This is a genomic window from Glaciecola sp. MF2-115 (genome assembly GCF_047250385.1).
Taxonomy (GTDB): domain Bacteria; phylum Pseudomonadota; class Gammaproteobacteria; order Enterobacterales; family Alteromonadaceae; genus Glaciecola.
Window position 1 is genome coordinate 98585 of sequence record NZ_JBLBVM010000049.1, and the last position, 20081, is coordinate 118665.

Consider the following 20081-nt stretch of genomic DNA (forward strand, 5'->3'; position numbering starts at 1 on the left):
ATGACTAAACCATGGCGAAACCATGGCTAAGCCATGACTAAATTGTCCATTTTTAAATATACGCTTTATAAGGATATAAATGAAAAATCATTTTAACAAAACCAAGCTCACTTTAATCCTTGCTTTAGGTGTAGTGTTAACCACGGCTTGCACCTCGTCAACAAAGCAAACGGTGAATTCGAATCAAAGTAATCAAGCTGTCATAAGTCCCACGATTGCTGAAGCCCCAGCTATGGGTTTAAAGCGCAAGGTCGCTATCGCTCGCTTTACTGATGAAACCAAAAATAGTAACAGTATTTTTGTGAATAAAAGCTTTGATAACATTGGCAAACAAGCCTCTGATATTCTGAGTGCTCGCTTAACTGATTCTGGTCAATTTCTTATGTTTGAAAGAGACGATTTGGATAAAGTAAAAAGTGAACAAGCACTAAACGGTGTCACTTCTTCAGTTGTGGGTGCTGACTACCTTATCGTAGGCTCTATTAGTGAATTTGGTCGAAAAACGACAAGTGAAACAGGTATCTTTAGCCGCAATAAAATTCAACAAGCGGTCGCCACGGTAAACGTTAGACTGATAGACACGAAAACAGGGCAAATCATATTCTCTGAAGAAGGTTCTGGCGAAGCGCGTGCTGAGGCAAATACAACCTTTGGTGTGGGTGAACGTGCTGCGTTCGACTCAACTTTGAACGATAAAGCCATATCAGCGGCTATTTCAAAAGTCGTTAGCGACTTAATGGAAAACTTGCTAGATACGCCTTGGAAAGCCTACTTAATCGCTGAGCAAGATGGTCAATACATTATGACAGGCGGTGCCTCACAAGGTATTTCTGTTGGCGATGAATTTACCATTCTGCAAAAAGGTAAACTTATCAAAAACCCACAAACAGGTTTAATGATTGAATTAGCTGGCAAACCTATCGCTACTGCAACGGTTGAACTGCTTACGGGTACTGGCAACAATGAAATATCTATTGTATCGCTTGATTCTGCTTTACCTGCTCAAACAGATTTAGCTCAACTTGTCGTTGTAGAAAAGGAGTAAGACATGACTGCATCAAATTCAATCAAAGGTTTTATATTCTTATTGTTTAGCTTCTTAATGCTAGGTTGTACCTCTTCTTATGAGTCAGTGACTCAAGTAGATGATACAAAAGCATTTATATTACTCACTGGCAATTTTGAAGGCGCGTCACTGCAAATCAACAAAAACGAACCAATCTTACTATCAGACAAAATTGAGACATTTAAACTCGACGGTAATACAGTTGCCAAGTTTGAAGTTAGGTCTGGAACAAACGAAGTCAGAGTATACAAAGACGGTATTTTAGTCCTGTACCGCAAACTCTATGTCACAAACGGAAATTCAATTGAGGTAAATGTAAAATGAAAATTAAGGGACTAATAGTCATAGCATCAGTTGTATTACTATCCGCTTGTAATGCCACTCAAGGTGGTTTGTATTGGGGTAGCTATTCCAACACTTTGTATGACTTTAAAAAGGAACCAGGTGATGAGACTCGTCAAAAGCATGTTAAATCGCTGAACGACATTATTGCAACCAGTGATAAGAAAGGCATTCGAGTGCCACCAGGCGTGTTGGTCGAACTAGCCATTATGGAGATTGAGAGCGGTAACGCAGAAAATGCAAATGCGTTATTAGATCGTGAATTGTCTATTTACCCTGAATCGAAAACACTTGTCGCCGAATTGAAAAGAAGATTGGGAGCATAAGAAATGACTAAGATATTAAATAAGTTTAAACACATTTCTTTGCTTGTAATAATCGCCTTTGGCTTAGGGGGCTGTGCCACTTTTATTACCAAAGAAGAAGCATTTCCTAAAATGTACCAAGCAAAGCCGGTTTCTATTTTAGTTGTCCCAGCCGTTAATAATACAACTGCAGCCGAAGCGACAGAATACTACGCTACAACTATTGCTGAACCACTCACTAGAATGGGTTATTACGTGTTGCCAATTGAGGTAACAAACAAACTCATCCAAGAACAAGGTATTGTTGATGGTGCTCAACTTGTCAACGTCGATACAGGTTTGTTTAAGACGATGTATGGTGCTGATGCTGTGATGTATGTCAGCATTAATCAATGGGATACTAACTATTACGTTGTTGGCGGAAACGTAACGGTTGGCATTGCTTACAAACTAGTCTCAACAACGAACAAAGAAGTGTTGTGGCAATATGCGGATACCATTGTTGTTGACACCGGTGGCGACTCAGGCGGCGGTTTAATTGGCGCCATAATCTCTACAGCGATCAATACTGCCTTAACAGACTATGTGCCATTGGCAAAACAGGTTAATTACACTGCGCTCTCTACATTGCCGTTTGGCGGCTATCATGCTCAAACAGGTACCGATCAGAAAGCGCAAGCAGTGAACCAAAACAAAGCTGGAGTGGTTCGCGCTACTAATTAAGATGCTAGTCTCTTAATTAGCAAAGCATTGCGCTTAGCTTTTGTAACATTCGACTTAAAAGCCCATTTTTAAATGGGCTTTTTTATTCTAGATAGCGAATCTTCAAGATATTGATAGACTTACCTAAAAAGCCATTCAGAAACCATTCAGATTCAATTCAGTTTTAGTTCAGCAACTTCATACTATTCTTAGCTCGAATTTAACAAGATGTGTTGACGTTAATACTAGTTCAGCTAATACCAGTTCAACTGGCACTCGTTCAGCTAATACTCCTTCAGCTAATACAAGTCCAGCAAGACACATCTAAACAACTAAAGTCTTTTTTCTTCAAAGGAATATTATGAAAAAACAATTAACATCACTAGCAATTTTAGCGTCTGCATCACTTGCCTCAGTATCTTTGCAAGCAGCAGAGTCACCCGAATGGAATTATGCTGAAGCTTCAATCGAGTCACTATCAATCGAAGATTCTGGTGCCCTAGATCCGTATGGGTTTGGTCTATCTGCTTCGTACTTGCTTTCGGACAATATTTTTATCGACGGCAGCTACAACAGACTTCAGGACGATGTAGCTGATATAGATTGGGATCTTACGCAGTTTGATCTCAATATTGGTTATCGATTCGGTGTGACCAATACTACCGATGTTTATGCTTCAATCGGTTATTTATCTCTAGATGTCGAGGTAGATTCTCGCTTTGGAAGTGGCGGAGGTAACGATGATGGTCAATCATTCAAAGTGGGAACACGTTCAAGATTAACAGATCAATTTGAAATCGATATCTTTGCAGCTCATGAAAGCTATAGCGATTTCAGTGATAATCAGTTTGGTCTAAGTGGCCACTATTATCTGAATGACAACTTTGCAATTGGTGCTGCGATAAAAACCAATGGTGATGACGAACAAACCTCACTTTCAATTAGATACGCGTTTTAATACAAGGTCATAGAACGGTGTCTTTGAACAAAGTATTTCGTCATAGTAAGGCATAAATAAAAAGCCAGCTGAGTTTATGAAGAACCCTATTTTAATGGGTCACTTCATTCTGCTGGCTTTTCTTGTTACGAAATGAGCTTAGTCTGAATGCGGCGAATATTGCTGCTTCAGCGCCATCACACGCTCACGTAAATCATCCGCTTTAACATCCTTCGCATCAACAGATTCACCCACCGACACTGAGACTAAAGACCATTTTAAACGCGGTAAACGCCATTTAGTTTTGCGGCTAAACATACTTCCCCACAAACCTCCAAGGTGCACCGGAATGACAGGCACTGGCGTGCGCTCGATTATTTTTTCAATGCCACGTCGGAACATGTCTATTGAGCCATCGTCGCTTAGTTTACCTTCAGGGAAAATACCAACAAGCTCTCCATTCTCCAAAGCATTTGCTACATCATCGAAAGCTTTCTTAAATGCTTTCGGATTGGCTCGTTCACCGTCAATCGGAATAGCTTTAGCCATCTTAAATAGCCAATGCAGTGCTGGTGAATAATAAATCGGGGCAAATACAACGAAGCGAATGGGTCTAGGCGAAGCCGCTAATATAAACATCCAATCGACAAAGCTAACATGATTGCCTACAACAACTGCCGCGCCTTCATCAGGAATAAACTTCTCCCCAGAAGTACGCACCCGATACATACAAATTGCGAGAAGATAAATAAGAAAACGCAGGAAGAACTCAGGCACTTTGGTGTAAATATAAATTGAAATGAGTAAGTTTAATCCGGCAAGTAAGAGCAGTAATTGCGAAATGCTCCATTCAAAGATAGACAGTGTCACGATACTTAAGATCGCGCTGACAACCATAAAGAGTGCATTTAGCACGTTGTTTGCCGCAATTACGCGGGAACGGCTATCTTCGCGAGTTCGTTGCTGGATGAGGGCGTACAGTGGCACCGTGTAAAAGCCAGCAGCTATCCCAATTGCTCCCATCCAAACCAAATGCCATGTCATATCGCCAGTTTCTATCATTTGGCCTAATGTTAGCAGTGATTCGCTAGGTTCAAGATAGCTGTTGATATTGGGCTCTTGACTTAACAAATACAGAAATAGCGTTATAAGGATTGCACCAAATGGCACGATGCCTAATTCTATTCGTGAGCGTGAGAGTTTTTCACACAGCAATGAACCAATGGCGATACTCAGTGAGAACACGACCAAAGCGCTAGTGACAACCAGCTCATCTCCTCCCATGACATGTTTCACGTAGTTAGGTAAGGACGTTAAAATGATCGCACCTATAAGCCAAAACCAGCTAATGCCAATGACTGATTTTCGTACCGATTCCGTTTGTGAATTAAGCGCTTTGAAAACGTTTTTAGTAGAGGAAAATATATTAAAGGTGAATCGTAAACTCGGGTCGTTTGCCGCACTTAAAGGAATAAAACGACTGCACCAATAACCAATCGCTGCTAAAACCAGTACAGCAATACTGATATATGTAGGTCCGGCTTCTTTAGTGATGTAATAAGTGCCAAATATTGTGCCTAATAAAATAGCGACAAAGGTACCCGATTCAACCAAGCCGTTCGCTTTTGTTAGCTCATTTCTAGCTACATGCTGCGGCAAAATGGAGTACTTTAAAGGACCAAAGAAGGTGCTTTGTAAACCCATTAAAAATACGGTGACCAACATTAACCAGACAAGATGAGTCAATATCGATATCGCTCCAATGACCATGATGGGTATTTCACAAAACTTTATGATTCGAATGAGCTTCGATTTTTCATTTTTTTCAGCCAATTGTCCCGACATACCGGAAAACAAAAAGAAAGGTAGAATAAATAAACCTGCGGCTAAATTAGAGTAAAGCGCGCCATCAGCGACTGTTGCCGCTTGAAAGATTAGGAGGAGTAAAACAGATTGCTTATAGACGTTGTCGTTTAAGGCTGAGAAGAATTGAGTGATAAATAATGGGAGGAAGCGTTTACTGCTTAACAGGCCTCCTTTGAGTTTTGGCTCTGAGGCTTGGCTTGCTGAGGGGGCTTGGTTTGCCGAGGGCTCTTTACCCGCTGAAGGCTCTTTGCCCGCTGAAGGCTCTTTACCCGCTGAAGGCTCTTTACCCGCTTTCATATTCTCTGGCATAGTATTCCGTACTAAATGAATATTAATAAAGAGCCTAGATTACACACATAATTGTTGAAATACGATCTAACTTTTTATCAGCGCCCTGACCTCATTCAGCGCTTCAACTGAAAAACCACGGTCATAGAAATAGAGCACTTTACCATTCTCATCTAATAACATAACTCGTGCATTGTTTGGGTTTTGATTCCCTGTGTAGCGCTGTACTTTATCACCATCGGCATACACCGTGACGACGCCTTTCCACAACTGTTTGGGTATACCTTTGCGCATTCCACCATCAATAAACGTGCTAAACATTCTAGGTAGCATGCCTTTTATGGTTGGGATTTCATATACACTCACTTGAGTTTTAGTCATGTCCAATCCAATCAACCAGCGGTCAATATCAAATTGTGAGTCCTGAACATAACCAAACAATAATAGAGTTTGTTCACCCTTAAAATCACTAGGGATTGATACTGCTTCACCTTCTAGGCTCTCACCCGAAGCCTGCACCATCGTGTCTCCAATTTTCACATTACTTGGATAATCATAACTTGCACAGCCGCTTAAAAATGCCAAAAGAAAAACAAGACTAAAAATACGCTTAATAGCTAACATGACGGTCCTTAAGAAATAAAATAAGTGAAGTGTAAACAATACTAGTGTTACGTCATTAACAAAGCAAAAGTTTAGTCTATAAGCATTTCAATTTACTTAAATATTAGCTACCTTTAAGGCACTTAATTATTTACGTGAGCTAAATTGAAAATGGCGAAAGGCACGCATCAATATCTGGACGACCCAAGAAATCAAAATATTTTGATTAATATTAATGGTGAACTATTCCCAAGAGCGGAAGCGAAAATATCGGTGTTCGACAGTGGCTTCATTTTGGGGGATGGCGTTTGGGAAGGGATCAGACTGCACAAAGGCCATTTAGCATTTATTGAACAGCACATGCGTCGACTCTATGATGGTGCCAAAGCGCTGGACATGGATATTGGCCTTAGCAAGGAGGACTTGGTTAAACGTATTTACGACACATGCCTAGCAAATGATATGGACGACGGTGTGCATATTCGCCTAATGGTCACGCGAGGCATTAAGGCCACACCTTATCAAGATCCCAGAGTTACTATCTCAGATGCGACAATCGTTATAATTGCTGAATATAAGACAGCGCTAGGACTAGCTGAAGGCGATGGCGTTCGCTTATTCACTACTCATGTGAGAAGAGGCTACCCAGATGTTCAAGATCCAAAACTGAACACCCATTCCAAACTCAATTGTATATTTGCCTGCATTCAAGCTGCCAAAGCACAAGTAGACGAAGCACTGATGCTAGATCCGCATGGTTTTGTCGCTACCTGCAACTCAACCCACTTCTTTATTGTGCGTGATGGCGAAGTATGGACCTCAAGCGGTGATTTTTGCTTAGACGGCATAACACGTCGAAACGTCATCAATGTGTGTAAAAACAATGGTGTGCCTGTTTATGAGAAAAACTTCACATTAGCCGATGTTTATGGGGCAGACGAAGCCTTCATTACCGGCACATTCGCAGGTTTAACACCTGTGTCTGAAGTGGATGGCCGCAAAATTGGTGAAGGTAGCCATACGGTTACCAAGCGCCTTGAAAAACTTTACGTCGCGTTAATCGAGCAAGAACATGCAGCGCAAAGCTGCTAAGGAACTTCAATGACAACACGTATTGCCATGTGGTCTGGCCCTCGGAATATCTCTACTGCGATGATGCGAAGCTGGGAGAATCGTCCCGATTGTGAAGTTATCGATGAACCTTTCTACGCATACTACTTAAACGCAACGAAAGAACCGCATCCTATGTTCGATGAGGTACTTGCCTCGCAGCCAACGAGTTTTGCCGAAGTCGCGAGGAACATGAGTGAAGGTAGTTGTGAGCGTCCTATTCAATATCAAAAACACATGACACAACATATGCTCCCCAACTGTGACTTAACATGGGCAAAAGATTTGCGACATTGCATGTTGATCCGCGCCCCTGCTTGCGTGGTCTTATCTTATACAAACAGCCGAGGGAAATGCAGTGCAGAGGATACAGGCATAAAGCGTCAATTCGAACTTTACGAGGCCTTTAGTAAATTAACGGGGCAAGACATACCGATCATTGATTCTGTTTCGGTATTAGCTGATCCCAAAAGTGCCATTCCGGCAATGTGCGAAGCTTTACATGTAAAGTGCGATGAAGAGATTACAAACGCCATGCTTAACTGGCCTCAAGGACGGCGAGACAGTGACGGTATATGGGCTGAACACTGGTATCACAGCGTAGAAAAATCCACTGGCTTTGCTGGCAGTAAACCAGAAGGTTCTGAATTAAGCCCTGAGCAAAAAGCCGTTGTTGATGAAGTGATGCCGTTTTATGAACAAATGAGGGCTAAGGCCCTCACCTTTTAGACTTCTTATAATAAGCTCAATGACAATAACTACTTTCTTATTAACTTATTCGCAATTAATAAAATGCCAACCGGTAGCAATCCGAGTGGGTTATTATCCAAAAATAACCAGAAATAGCACAAACAGGCATTTGAACTAATAATTAAGAGCATTCGAAGATGATGGTTTGCAAATAACCTTAAGGTAAAAGCACAGATTGAGCCTGCTCCAATAATGGCCAGCACAACTGAAAACAAAGTGTCTTGAATACTAGTCTCAGAAGAGAATAGCACTTGCATCACCAAGATATAGATTGCGATAGCAACCGGCATAAAACTTACGAAGACAATTTGGTACTCTCTACTTTCTCTCGTTTTTATTTCCTCGTGCGCTTTATTTTTTGCAGCAATTTTTTCGTTAATATCCATATTTCTAACTCCTGCGCGCTACTAAGCTATTTTGAGAACTACGTATGTGATCAAAGCGCCAAGCATCAAGCCAGACAAAAATTCTAAATTAATTTTTCGATAAAGCTTTTTGTTAAAAGGCTCGGCAAAAGATGTATCAATTCGCATCGCGACATTCTCTGATTCCACACTCATTCCTCGTTTTATATCAACCGTTTGAACCTTCCCTGCCGAAGATGAGATAACCTCTAAAATCACGTTTTCCGTTTCTACATCAAAAAGGGACTGGTCCTGATAGACATAGTCACCTTTACCTACATAAATTTCACTGATGACATAAGCGCTGTTCTCTACCGCGTATTCTTTCGGCGTTTTGGGTACCTTGACATCCTCTATCATGAAGCTCTATCCCTATACTTAAAGTTCTGTAAATAGCAGACCGTCGATTGTAATGAAGAAAAGTCCAAAAGCCAATTCACCCACTTAATTTCCCCTTTCAAGGTATTGTGAGTATTATTCGATACTTCTCTGTTATAATGCGCTTTGCGCCAATCGAAAGTACGTTTTTGGGCGCTCGATTACGGGTGTAAAATACAAGTACCCACCAGAATTTTTGAAATTATACAGAGAAAGATATGCCAACAACGCCGACCATCCAAGCTTCTACCAGAAAATCACAAACGCCAAGGATGAAGGCTGAACGAGGGTTATTTTCTTTCCCTAAATATTGGGCTTCTTGTTTCGATCCCGCCCCTTTTTTACCTATGTCACGCAAAGAAATGGACCAATTAGGTTGGGACAGCTGTGACATCATCATCGTGACTGGCGATGCCTATGTTGATCATCCAAGTTTTGGTATGGCAGTAATAGGTCGCACGCTTGAAGCGCAAGGCTATCGCGTTGGTATTATTTCACAGCCAGATTGGCGTTCAAAAGACGATTTCATGCAGCTGGGCGAACCCAATTTATTCTTCGGCGTCACTGCTGGCAACATGGACTCGATGATTAATCGTTACACTGCCGACCGCAAACTTCGCCACGACGATGCTTACACGCCAAACAACGAAGGTGGTAAACGTCCCGATCGTGCAGTAACTGTTTACACTCAACGCTGCAAAGAAGCCTATAAAAAACCTGTCATCATTGGCGGCATTGAAGCCAGTCTGCGCCGCATAGCGCATTATGATTATTGGTCCGATAAAGTAAAACGCTCGGTCTTGTTTGACTCGAAAGCTGACATGCTAATGTTTGGTAACGCTGAACGTCCATTGCTTGAAATGGCTAGCCGTTTTGCAGCGGGTGAAACAATAGACCAAATGCAAGATATTCGAGGCACTGCTGTCATTCGAAAAGAGCCACTACCCGGTTGGCAAGGCGTTAACTCAACGCACGTTGATACTATTGGAAAAATCGACCCTATTACTAGCCCTTATGAAATGATTGAGGACAAGTGTGCCATTCAGGGTGAAGAAGATAAGCAAGCGGCCATTGACGCTGAAAAAGCCAAGCCCATTGTCATTCAACCATTCACATCGAAGACAGTGCGCCGTAAGCCATGGGAAAAAACCTATGTTTTGTTGCCTCCATACGATGTGGTAAGAGCAGAAAAGACACACTACGCACACACTTCAAGAATATTACACCAAGAGACCAATCCTGGTTGTGCACGCGCATTGGCGCAGCGTCATGGTGATCGCCTGATTTGGATTAATCCACCGGCCTTCCCTTTAGAAACCGAAGAAATGGATGCGATATTCGATTTACCGTATGCTCGAGTACCACATCCTAGTTATGGCAAAGCAAAAATACCTGCCTATGACATGATCAAGACTTCAGTGAATATTATGCGCGGCTGCTTTGGTGGCTGTACATTCTGTTCAATTACAGAGCATGAAGGACGTGTAATACAGAGTCGCTCAGAAGAATCGATCATCCGTGAAATAGAAGAAATTCGTGACAAAGTCCCTGGTTTTACGGGTGTTATCTCTGACTTAGGTGGCCCAACAGCCAACATGTATAAGTTGCGCTGTAAGAGCCCGAAAGCTGAACAAACTTGCCGTCGCCTATCGTGCGTATGGCCTGATATCTGTGGTCATTTAGACACGGACCAAACACCTACCGTCGAACTGTACAAGAAAGCACGAAAAGTAGAGGGCGTGAAAAAAGTCCTAATCGCTTCAGGTGTGCGCTACGATCTAGCGATTGAACATCCAGACTACGTGCGTGAGTTAGTTATGCATCATGTTGGTGGTTATTTAAAGATTGCGCCAGAGCATACTGAGAAGTCACCTCTCGATAAGATGATGAAGCCAGGCATGGGCACTTACGACCGTTTCAAAGAAATGTTCGATAAGTACACTAAAGAAGCTGGCAAAGAACAGTTTCTTATCCCGTATTTCATCTCAGCTCACCCTGGGACGAAAGACGAAGACATGTTGAATCTTGCTTTGTGGTTGAAAGAACGCAACTTCAAGCTAGACCAAGTACAAAACTTCTACCCATCGCCAATGGCAAATGCCACAACGATGTACCACACCAATAAAAACCCGATACACAAGGTTAATCACAAGAGTGAAGTGGTTGAAGTGCCTAAAGGTGAAATTCACCGTCGCTTACATCGCGCTTTTTTACGTTACCACGATCCAGCCAACTGGCCATTGCTACGTAAAACATTGATTGAAATGGGTAAGCCTCACCTTATTGGTAATGGTCCTAAGTGTTTAGTGCCTTATGAAAGCCGCAATGAATTGAAAGGCAATGATCACAAAGAGTTCGCTAAACGTTCAGCCAATAAAGCCTATGCCAAAGGGAAGAATGCCAAGACGCCTAAGCATCAGCAAGGTTTGACGCGGTTTAGTGATAATCAGCCGCATAATTTAGAAGCGGCGAAAGCGGGTAACAAAGGCTCAGCTAACGCTAACGGCAAAGCACGTAAACCCAAGAATAAGCGCTAAGTAAGTGAAAATTCGACTCTAGGTTGCCTTAATTAAGTGCCTTTATCGAAAGCGGTATAAGTTGATTGCGGTATAGATAAGATGCATAAAGAAAGTAAAAGTCCGAGCATTGCTAAAAACGTAAGCGGTATTAAGCGTATACCGCGTGCAATTGCTTGCTCATTAAAGGGTTACAAAGTTGCTTGGTTGTACGAATCTGGATTCAGACAATATGCTTTTATTGCGTTGTTACTTTGCCCTCTTAGCTTTTTTATAGCTCAGTCAACTACGCACTGGTTTGTGCTCATCGCAAGTTTAGTTTTTTTGCTATTCTCAGAAATTATCAACACCGCTATCGAAGCGGTTTCAGATGCGACAATGCCGGAATACAATGAGCTGATAGGAAGAGCAAAGGACCTAGGTTCTGCTGGAGTTTTTACGGCAGTGCTATTAGTCATTTTGATATGGGGTGTGTCTATTTTTGAGTTTGTTTATTTTTGAGCTCGTTTATTTTTGAGCTGTTTATTTTTGAAACTTTTAATACGAAGAATCAAAAGCTACAAGGTTGAATACAACTGATACCCATCTTTATAGTATAGCTTCATTGCAGTAATGAAAGAATCATTAATCCATGTCGTTCTGTCCAACACAAATATCGCATTGCCCACTTTACTATCTAGCGCCTCGGCAATTCGCTCATCTGCATTTTGCGCAGAGAAAACGACATCTCCACTAGAGAATGGAACAGTAGTAACTAGCCATTCGTTTGCGCTTAGCGTTTCCAAGGGAGCGTCAAGTATTTCAGGCACAGTTTGAATATTAACCCAGCGCTCTTCATAGGCAAAGGGACGCGAGTCTGATAAATGCACCGTTTCCATAAATAAAGCCTTTTGTCCTGCGGGAATTTGCAAACGAGTACGAATAGCCATGGGCGGCGCTATTTGTTTTTGATTAATCAACTGATGACTATACTTGGCGCCTGTTGCTTCAACTTGTTCACGCACAATAGGGATTTCAAATTTCGCATGACGCACAGGCATTTTACAAACACGTGTGCCCCCTTTGCGTTTACGTACTACTAAACCACTATCCGCTAAGTTCTGCAAAGCGCGGTTGATTGTTGTGCGCGCACAGCCATACTCTTCAGCTAAGGCTATTTCCCCCGGAATCAAAGCTCCTAGCTCCCACTCTCCCGATTCAATCCGCTCTCTCAAGGCTTTTCTTACGTTTTGATGGGAGTTTGTTGTCATCGCTTTTGTTGTCATCGCTTTTGTTGTCATAACTCTTTTCTTAAACGTTGCATCGTTTGTTTAAATTGATTGGTGATTTCGTTGTGGCGAATATGCGCGCCATCACTCACCACATGTCGCCCTGCAGCCCAAACATGACTTACTAGCTCATCGCCGCAAGCGAAAATCCAAGTGTCGAGTACGATGTCTTTTGAAAGACCAGCAATAGAGTAATGCTCATCATCAAGTGCCACCAAATCAGCCAACGCACCAACTTCGATTCGTCCTGCATTGCGACCAAGCGCTTGTGCTCCGCCTGTTGCTGCTCGTTCATAAATATAGCGCCCATTAGACGGCATATCATCACTACTCAATACAACGCGTCTTTGATCACGCAGTCGTTGAGAAACCTCTAACATTCGTAATTCTTCGCTCAATGCTATCTTCACATTTGAATCGGAGCCCAGTCCAAAGCGCCCACCGGCCTGCAAAAATTTATTCGCATCAAAGATACCGTCGCCTAGGTTAGCCTCGGTGATCGGACAAAGCCCAGCTACTGCGCCTGACTTTGCGAGGTCGAGTACTTCAGTCTCATCCATATGCGTGGCATGGATCAAACACCATCGCTTATCAACATCAAAATTATCTAGCAACCAACGCACAGGACGTTTGTTCAATGCATTCATCACTTCGTTCACTTCAATTTGTTGCTCAGCAATGTGAATATGCATCGGTGTCGTTTTATCTAAATTATTGGCAATCAACAAGGCTTCTTTACTCACTGCGCGCAAAGAATGTGGAGCGACTCCCAACACAAAGTCCTTAGGTAAACGCTTCATCCCCTGACTCAGTTGACTATGTAAGGTCTGATATTCGTCAATATTACAGCCAAAACGCAATTGACCGCCCTGTAACTTTCTTTTGTCTAAACCACCATGCATATACAGCACTGGCAAATGCGTATAGCCAATACCGGTGCTGAGTGAGGCTTGAAAAAGGCGTTCTGACAACTCCGCGACATTATCGTAATGAGCGCCATTGTGATCGTGATGTAAATAATGGAATTCCGCTGACGATGCGTAACCTGATTCAAGCATCTCCATTTGCACTTGTGCAGCTATTGCCTCTACATCATGCGGTTTTAGGATCTCAAGGAAACGGTACATCACTTTGCGCCAAGTCCAGAAATCATCTATGGGATTCGAGCCTCGTTTTTCCGCTAAGCCAGCCATGGCACGCTGAAAACTGTGACTATGCAGATTAGATAAAGCGGGAAGTAGAATACCAACACGATGGTCTTCACCACTCTGTGATTTTGATATAGCGGAAATGTATCCTTCGTCATCTACGTGAATGGCTACATTCTCTTGCCATCCCGATGAGGTCAACACCTGCTTCGCAAAAATTGAGGTTGCCATAAGCAATAATCTAATTGTAATATGTGCACACATAATATCATATTGAATAAGCTTGGCAACAATCATGCAAACTGACTTCCTGTATAAAGACTGCACACTGGCAACCATGGAACAGGGTGCAAATAATTATGGTCTTATCGAAAATGCAGCGTTCGTAGTAAGCGCTGGTCGTATCCTTTGGCGAGGAAAAATGAATGAATTGCCAGCGGAATATACCAAGCTTGAAAGCGAATCATTGGAAGGCCGTTTAGTCACACCAGCACTCATCGATTGTCATACTCATTTAGTTTTTGGAGGCAATCGCGCCCAAGAGTTTGAACAACGATTGAAAGGTGCTAGTTATTCTGAAATATCCAAAGCGGGCGGCGGCATTGTTTCTACAGTGAATGCGACTAGAAATGCTTCGGACGAAGAACTACTCAACGGTGCATTAAAAAGACTGGATGCCTTGATTAGTGAAGGCGTCGGCGTTGTTGAAATTAAATCAGGCTATGGCCTGAGCATCGAACATGAATTACGCATGTTGCGTGTTGCCCGCAAACTCGCCACTTTAAGACCCGTTAAAATATTGACTACGTGGCTTGCTGCACATGCTCTTCCGCCAGAATACGCAGGTAAAAACGCTAACAGATTTGATGACTACATTGATGATGTTGTAATTCCTGGTTTGCGGCAAGCTGCCAGTGAAAACTTAGTTGATGCCGTTGATGGCTTCTGTGAAAACATCGCATTTTCATGTGTACAAATAGAACGTGTATTTGCCGAGGCAAGTGCCTTGGGTTTACCGATTAAATTGCACGCCGAGCAGTTGTCCGATCAAAAAGGTGCACTACTAGCGGCTAAATACAATGGCTTGTCTGCGGATCATCTTGAATACCTTGCAGAAGACGATGTTCCCACCTTCGCAAAATCTGGCGCAGTGGCAGTAATGCTTCCCGGCGCTTTTTATACCTTAAATGAAAGCAAGCAACCTCCCATTGAAAGCTTTCGCTTACATGCTGTCGATATGGCAGTTGCCACCGATTGCAATCCAGGTAGCTCCCCAATTTCATCCATTTTAACAGCCATGAATATGGCATGTACTCAATTTTCTATGACACCAGAAGAGGCGCTAGCAGGCTCTACAAGATGTGCTGCTAAAGCCCTTGGTTTACAAAATGAGTACGGTGAAGTGAAAGTGGGTGCTCACGCCGAATTAGCCGTTTGGGATGCGGCACACCCAGCCGAACTCTCATATTGGATTGGCGCATCACTTTTACAAAAACGTATTTCCCATCAGGAGCCTTCATGACACTTATACTATCGCCCGGGCAAACGACCTTAGCTCAATTAGAACGCCTTTACCGAGAGGAGCTCAGCTTTGAATTAACACCAGAGACTTACGATGTTGTAGAAGCCGGTGCACAGAAGCTAAATGCCCGAGTGAAAAGCAACGAGACAATCTATGGTGTTAACACAGGCTTTGGCAAACTGGCATCAGTTAGAATAGACGCTGATAATTTAGAGAATTTGCAGCGTAACTTAGTGCGTTCACACTGTGCAGGTATTGGCGAACCTCTTCCTAACAATGTCGTTAGATTAATCATGGCTTTAAAGTGTTTGTCTTTAGGTCGTGGCGCATCAGGTGTAAGAGTCTCCGTCATCAAGCTAATACAAGACATGGTGAAAGCCGACATTATTCCGGTGATCCCAGCGCAAGGTTCTGTTGGTGCTTCGGGTGATCTTGCACCATTAGCACATATGGCGGCAGCCTTAATTGGCGAAGGCGACGTATTCTACAAAGGCAAAAGAGTCGTCGCGCTAGACGCCCTGAACATTGAAGGTTTAACACCCACAGTACTTCAGGCAAAAGAAGGCTTGGCACTATTAAACGGAACACAAGCTTCAACCGCGCTGGCTTTAGCCGGACTCTTTGGCGCATGGCGATTAGCCATCACTTCCCTTACAACCACTGCCCTTTCTATTGATGCGGCAATGGGGTCAAGCGCACCGTTTCATGATGAAATTCATCAACTACGCGGCCAGAAAGGTCAAATAGATAGTGCACAAAGATTACGTGACCTATTAGCAGGCTCAGCGATACGCGAAAGTCATCAAGTCGGTGATGAACGAGTTCAGGACCCTTATTGCTTACGATGTGCACCTCAAGTGATTGGTGCTTGTATGGACCAATTACAATTCGCCGGCAAGATCTTGCAAATAGAAGCAAATGCGGCGACCGATAACCCATTGATTTTATCTGACGGCAATATTATTTCAGGCGGTAACTTTCATGCCGAACCCGTCGCTTTAGCGGCAGATCAAATCGCCATATCAATTTCTGAAATTGGATGTATTTCTCAGCGCAGAGTAGCTTTGCTCGTCGACCCAGCTCTGAGTTTCGGTTTACCCGCCTTCCTAGCACCTGATCCAGGCTTGAAATCAGGATTGATGATTGCGGAAGTCACATCAGCAGCCTTGATGAGTGAAAACAAAGCGCTATCCAATCCGCGCTCTGTAGACTCCACCCCCACTTCAGCAAACCAAGAAGATCATGTGTCGATGGCTTGTCACGCTGCACGCCGCTTACTAGAAATGAACAAAAACCTTGCGGTTATCTTAGGAATTGAAGCGATGGCTGGAGCACAAGGTATTGAGCTTCGCGCACCTCTGCAAACTAGTCCGCACTTGAAGGATGTGATTGCAACAATACGCGGTCGCTGCCCGTCCTTAGATGATGATCGCATGGTGAGCAAAGACATCGAGGCATTGGCGGATTTAGTTCACAACTCATCCTCACTTTGTGATTTGGATGATCATGTTATTCAACTTGAGTTATAAACATGAAAGTCGTTGATATTATTCAAGGTGATAGCCCTATTATATTGGGGCAACCGCACTCCGGAACCTATGTTCCTGAGCACATCCATGCCAATTTGAATGATCTGGGTCGACAATTACTCGATACCGATTGGCATGTACCGAAACTCTACGAGGGGCTTTTAGAAGGTGCAAGCATAGTACGAGCTAACTTTAGTCGCTATGTGATTGATGCCAATCGCGATCCTAAGGGAACAAACCTTTATCCTGGGCAAAATACAACAACCCTCGTCCCACTATCAAGCTTTGATGGTGAGCCCATTTGGAATAAAGAGCCAAGCGCTGAAGATATTCAACAACGCTTAAACGATTACCATCGTGTTTATCATCAAGCCCTCGAAGCCGAGATAGCACGCGTAAAGTCTAAATTTGGTATCGCAGTGCTTTACGACTGCCACTCTATTCGCTCAAAAATACCTTTCTTATTCGATGACCAATTACCTGATTTGAATGTGGGAGATAATTCTGGCGCATCGTGCGACCCAGCATTTACTTCAACCCTTGAGAAAGTATGCAAAAACATAGAAAGCCACAGCTTTGTAGTGAACGGTAGGTTTAAAGGTGGCTGGACAACTCGCCACTATGGGCAACCTCAAAACGGCGTTCATGCCATTCAAATGGAGTTAGCGCAGCGAGCTTATCTAGCAAGCGAGTTGCCACCGTTTAACTATGATGTTCAAAAAGCATCAGGTTTACGCAATGTGCTGCGCGATATACTTCAAGAAATCAATACAACAATTTTTAGGCTTCTACCGGAGAACAATAATGGATAGAAAATCACTTATTAAACGAGACATCAAAAGCCCTAGAGGTGCAACGCTAAATTGTAAATCATGGGCAACTGAAGCCCCATATAGAATGCTGCAAAACAACCTTGATCGTGAAGTTGCTGAAAATCCAGACGAACTCGTTGTTTACGGTGGAATTGGCCGAGCTGCACGCACGTGGAAAGACTATGATTTGATGATTGAGACTTTGAAGAATCTGACGGAAGAAGAAACCATGCTGGTTCAATCCGGTAAGCCCGTCGGTGTCTTCAGAACTCACAAAGACGCACCTCGTGTACTTATCGCAAACTCTAACCTAGTACCTCATTGGGCAAACTGGGAACACTTTAACGAGCTCGATAAAAAAGGCTTGATGATGTATGGCCAAATGACCGCAGGTTCGTGGATCTATATTGGCAGCCAAGGGATCGTACAAGGTACATATGAAACCTTCGTAGAGGCTGGACGTCAGCACTATGATGGAAGTTTAAAAGGCAAGTGGATATTAACAGCTGGCTTAGGCGGCATGGGTGGTGCGCAGCCATTAGCAGCCGTTATGGCCGGAGCAAGTTGTTTAGCTATTGAGTGTAATTCTGACAGTATCGACTTCCGTCTTCGTACTCGTTACCTCGATGAGAAAGCCGAAACACTGGATGAAGCCTTAGCCATGATTGATAAGTGGACTAAAGCTGGCGAAGCAAAATCTGTTGGCCTTTGCGCCAATGCAGCGGATATTTTTCCAGAATTAGTCAAACGTGGTGTTCGACCTGACATTGTGACAGACCAAACATCTGCCCACGATCCATTGAACGGCTACCTTCCTCAAGGCTGGACTTTAGAGCAATGGAAGGAAAAACGTAATAGCAGTCCTAAAGAAGTGATATCGGCTGCATGTGGATCAATGCGTGTGCAAGTTCAAGCCATGCTCGATTTCTGGAATGCAGGCATACCGACGCTTGATTATGGTAATAACATACGCCAAGTTGCTTTCGAGGCGGGTTTAGAAAATGCCTTCGATTTCCCGGGCTTCGTCCCTGCTTATATTCGCCCTCTCTTTTGTCGTGGTGTTGGCCCATTCCGTTGGGTTGCGTTATCTGGTGATCCTGAAGACATTTACAAAACAGACCAAAAAGTGAAAGAGTTAATGCCGGATGACAAGCACCTGCACCGCTGGCTGGATATGGCGCGTGAACGCATCGACTTTCAAGGCTTACCCGCTCGAATCTGTTGGGTTGGTTTAGGTGACAGACACCGTCTTGGGCTTGCCTTCAATGAAATGGTGAAGAACGGTGAACTCAGTGCGCCAGTCGTTATCGGCCGTGACCACTTGGATAGTGGCTCCGTCGCAAGCCCAAATAGAGAGACGGAAGCAATGAAAGACGGTTCAAGTGCCGTATCAGATTGGCCACTTCTGAATGCTTTGCTAAACACAGCATCAGGCGCAACGTGGGTAAGTCTGCACCATGGCGGCGGCGTTGGTATGGGCTTCTCGCAACATTCAGGCATGGTTGTATTGGCTGATGGTACTGATGATGCTGCTCAACGCTTGGATCGCGTACTTTGGAATGATCCAGCGACGGGAGTGATGCGTCATGCCGATGCAGGGTACGAAGAAGCGGTGGAATGTGCTAAAGACAAAGGCTTGAATCTACCTGGCATTCTTAAAAAGTAATCTAAAAATATCCTTTCCTAAAGTGCCCTGAAGTATTGGGGCCCTTTAATTGCTTTGAAGTCAAAGCCCAAATTCGATACGCAATTGTACTCAGGCTTTTTAGTTTGAAGCGGCAGTTTAGAATGTATCTTTAAAAAGGCCTTATCAACACACCACTTCTCTACTCTCAAAAGACCTAAATATGCTAGACTCCTGACAACCAAAAACCAGATTTCAAGCCTACATGCCAGCCAAACCCAGACATAAAAAACCAAGTTCCCACATCAGTAAGCACAAAAAAGTTAAGACCAGCCGAGGCTTAGTTCGCATCATCGCTGGAACTCATCGTGGAAGACGTTTACCTGTTTTGGTGCATGAAGGCTTAAGACCCACAGGCGACAGAGTGAAGGAAACACTGTTTAACTGGCTCATGGCAGAAGTCGAAGGTGCCGTTTGTTTAGATATGTATGCTGGGAGTGGCAGCTTGGGAATTGAAGCTTTATCCCGTGGTGCAAAGCATGTCGTATTTATAGAGCAAGATAGAACAGTATCGCAACAAATCACGGACAACCTCACAACCTTGCGAGAACTAGACAAAGCTGCGGTACTCAACCAAAGTGCACTAAGCACCGATTTAGACGCGTCAGGCCCATTCGATATCGTATTTATTGACCCTCCTTTTGGCAAAGATATGGTTGAACAAAGCATTAAAAAGTTGCTAGTTGAAGGAACGCTCGCCCCTAATGCACACATATATATCGAAACAGGTCACAATGATGACTATACCCTTCCGCCAAATTTCGCTTTAGTGAAACAAATTAAGACCAGTCAGGTGTTTGCTTGTCTGTATAAATTCGAAGCCTAATTTAAATTGAGAGCTTGAATTGAAA

20 protein-coding genes are annotated in these 20081 nt (G+C 43.3%); 14 read left to right on the plus strand and 6 right to left on the minus strand.

Going from position 1 to position 20081, the window contains the following annotated elements:
* Nucleotides 1-79: 79 nt before the first annotated feature.
* The 5 genes from ACKLNX_RS08660 (at nucleotide 80) to ACKLNX_RS08680 (ending at nucleotide 3373) form a co-directional block, all read left to right on the plus strand.
* Nucleotides 80-1045, plus strand: coding sequence for a CsgG/HfaB family protein (locus ACKLNX_RS08660; protein WP_412972041.1), 966 nt, complete (start codon nucleotides 80-82; stop codon nucleotides 1043-1045).
* Nucleotides 1046-1048: 3 nt separating this feature from the next.
* Nucleotides 1049-1390, plus strand: a complete 342-nt coding sequence (locus ACKLNX_RS08665) for a hypothetical protein (RefSeq protein WP_412972042.1) — start codon at nucleotides 1049-1051, stop codon at nucleotides 1388-1390.
* The gene (locus ACKLNX_RS08670) at nucleotides 1387-1734 is read left to right on the plus strand and encodes a DUF4810 domain-containing protein (protein ID WP_412972043.1); all 348 of its coding nucleotides are present in this window, start codon (nucleotides 1387-1389) and stop codon (nucleotides 1732-1734) included. The genes ACKLNX_RS08665 and ACKLNX_RS08670 overlap by 4 nt, the downstream gene beginning before the upstream one ends.
* A 3-nt stretch (nucleotides 1735-1737) precedes the next feature.
* Nucleotides 1738-2436, plus strand: coding sequence for a GNA1162 family protein (locus tag ACKLNX_RS08675; RefSeq protein WP_411693045.1), 699 nt, complete (start codon nucleotides 1738-1740; stop codon nucleotides 2434-2436).
* Nucleotides 2437-2776: 340 nt separating this feature from the next.
* On the plus strand, nucleotides 2777-3373 hold the full coding sequence (locus tag ACKLNX_RS08680) for a porin family protein (RefSeq protein WP_411693046.1): 597 nt from the start codon (nucleotides 2777-2779) through the stop codon (nucleotides 3371-3373).
* A gap of 138 nt (nucleotides 3374-3511) precedes the next feature.
* On the opposite strand, the gene ACKLNX_RS08685 is transcribed toward ACKLNX_RS08680, so the two are convergent.
* Together ACKLNX_RS08685 and ACKLNX_RS08690 are read right to left on the minus strand one after the other, a co-directional pair.
* On the minus strand, nucleotides 3512-5527 hold the full coding sequence (locus tag ACKLNX_RS08685) for an MFS transporter (RefSeq protein WP_412972044.1): 2016 nt from the start codon (nucleotides 5525-5527) through the stop codon (nucleotides 3512-3514).
* Between the two features lie 66 nt (nucleotides 5528-5593).
* The gene (locus ACKLNX_RS08690; RefSeq protein WP_412972045.1) at nucleotides 5594-6130 is read right to left on the minus strand and encodes a hypothetical protein; all 537 of its coding nucleotides are present in this window, start codon (nucleotides 6128-6130) and stop codon (nucleotides 5594-5596) included.
* A 150-nt stretch (nucleotides 6131-6280) separates the two neighbouring features.
* On the opposite strand from ACKLNX_RS08690, the gene ACKLNX_RS08695 reads away from it, so the two are divergent.
* Together ACKLNX_RS08695 and ACKLNX_RS08700 are read left to right on the plus strand one after the other, a co-directional pair.
* On the plus strand, nucleotides 6281-7201 hold the full coding sequence (locus tag ACKLNX_RS08695) for an aminotransferase class IV (protein ID WP_411693049.1): 921 nt from the start codon (nucleotides 6281-6283) through the stop codon (nucleotides 7199-7201).
* A 9-nt stretch (nucleotides 7202-7210) separates the two neighbouring features.
* On the plus strand, nucleotides 7211-7948 hold the full coding sequence (locus tag ACKLNX_RS08700; protein ID WP_412972046.1) for a hypothetical protein: 738 nt from the start codon (nucleotides 7211-7213) through the stop codon (nucleotides 7946-7948).
* Nucleotides 7949-7977: 29 nt separating this feature from the next.
* Here ACKLNX_RS08700 and ACKLNX_RS08705 read toward each other — a convergent pair whose 3' ends face one another.
* Together ACKLNX_RS08705 and ACKLNX_RS08710 are read right to left on the minus strand one after the other, a co-directional pair.
* Nucleotides 7978-8355: a hypothetical protein gene (locus ACKLNX_RS08705; RefSeq protein WP_412972047.1), complete on the minus strand. Its 378-nt coding sequence runs from the start codon at nucleotides 8353-8355 to the stop codon at nucleotides 7978-7980.
* 21 nt (nucleotides 8356-8376) lie between these two features.
* A complete protein-coding gene (locus ACKLNX_RS08710) occupies nucleotides 8377-8733 on the minus strand; it encodes a biotin/lipoyl-containing protein (protein ID WP_412972048.1) in 357 nt (118 codons plus the stop codon).
* A gap of 236 nt (nucleotides 8734-8969) precedes the next feature.
* Between ACKLNX_RS08710 and ACKLNX_RS08715 the strand changes: the two genes are divergently transcribed.
* Together ACKLNX_RS08715 and ACKLNX_RS08720 are read left to right on the plus strand one after the other, a co-directional pair.
* On the plus strand, nucleotides 8970-11288 hold the full coding sequence (locus tag ACKLNX_RS08715; protein ID WP_412972049.1) for a YgiQ family radical SAM protein: 2319 nt from the start codon (nucleotides 8970-8972) through the stop codon (nucleotides 11286-11288).
* Between the two features lie 81 nt (nucleotides 11289-11369).
* A complete protein-coding gene (locus tag ACKLNX_RS08720) occupies nucleotides 11370-11768 on the plus strand; it encodes a diacylglycerol kinase (protein WP_412972050.1) in 399 nt (132 codons plus the stop codon).
* A 56-nt stretch (nucleotides 11769-11824) separates the two neighbouring features.
* On the opposite strand, the gene ACKLNX_RS08725 is transcribed toward ACKLNX_RS08720, so the two are convergent.
* Nucleotides 11825-12547, minus strand: coding sequence for a GntR family transcriptional regulator (locus ACKLNX_RS08725; protein WP_412972051.1), 723 nt, complete (start codon nucleotides 12545-12547; stop codon nucleotides 11825-11827).
* The gene (locus ACKLNX_RS08730; protein ID WP_412972052.1) at nucleotides 12544-13980 is read right to left on the minus strand and encodes a formimidoylglutamate deiminase; all 1437 of its coding nucleotides are present in this window, start codon (nucleotides 13978-13980) and stop codon (nucleotides 12544-12546) included. The genes ACKLNX_RS08725 and ACKLNX_RS08730 overlap by 4 nt, the downstream gene beginning before the upstream one ends.
* On the opposite strand from ACKLNX_RS08730, the gene hutI reads away from it, so the two are divergent.
* The 5 genes from hutI to rsmD all read left to right on the plus strand — a co-directional run bounded on the left by hutI (nucleotide 13979) and on the right by rsmD (nucleotide 20056).
* Nucleotides 13979-15205, plus strand: coding sequence for an imidazolonepropionase (hutI, locus tag ACKLNX_RS08735; protein ID WP_412972053.1), 1227 nt, complete (start codon nucleotides 13979-13981; stop codon nucleotides 15203-15205). The two genes, ACKLNX_RS08730 and hutI, sit on opposite strands and share 2 nt — an antisense overlap.
* A complete protein-coding gene (gene hutH / locus ACKLNX_RS08740) occupies nucleotides 15202-16734 on the plus strand; it encodes a histidine ammonia-lyase (protein WP_412972054.1) in 1533 nt (510 codons plus the stop codon). Before hutI ends, hutH begins: the two co-directional genes overlap by 4 nt.
* A gap of 2 nt (nucleotides 16735-16736) precedes the next feature.
* On the plus strand, nucleotides 16737-17546 hold the full coding sequence (hutG, locus tag ACKLNX_RS08745) for an N-formylglutamate deformylase (RefSeq protein ID WP_411693059.1): 810 nt from the start codon (nucleotides 16737-16739) through the stop codon (nucleotides 17544-17546).
* Nucleotides 17539-19212, plus strand: coding sequence for a urocanate hydratase (gene hutU / locus ACKLNX_RS08750; protein ID WP_411693060.1), 1674 nt, complete (start codon nucleotides 17539-17541; stop codon nucleotides 19210-19212). The genes hutG and hutU overlap by 8 nt, the downstream gene beginning before the upstream one ends.
* A 223-nt stretch (nucleotides 19213-19435) precedes the next feature.
* The gene (gene rsmD / locus ACKLNX_RS08755) at nucleotides 19436-20056 is read left to right on the plus strand and encodes a 16S rRNA (guanine(966)-N(2))-methyltransferase RsmD (RefSeq protein WP_412972055.1); all 621 of its coding nucleotides are present in this window, start codon (nucleotides 19436-19438) and stop codon (nucleotides 20054-20056) included.
* Nucleotides 20057-20081 lie beyond the last annotated feature (25 nt).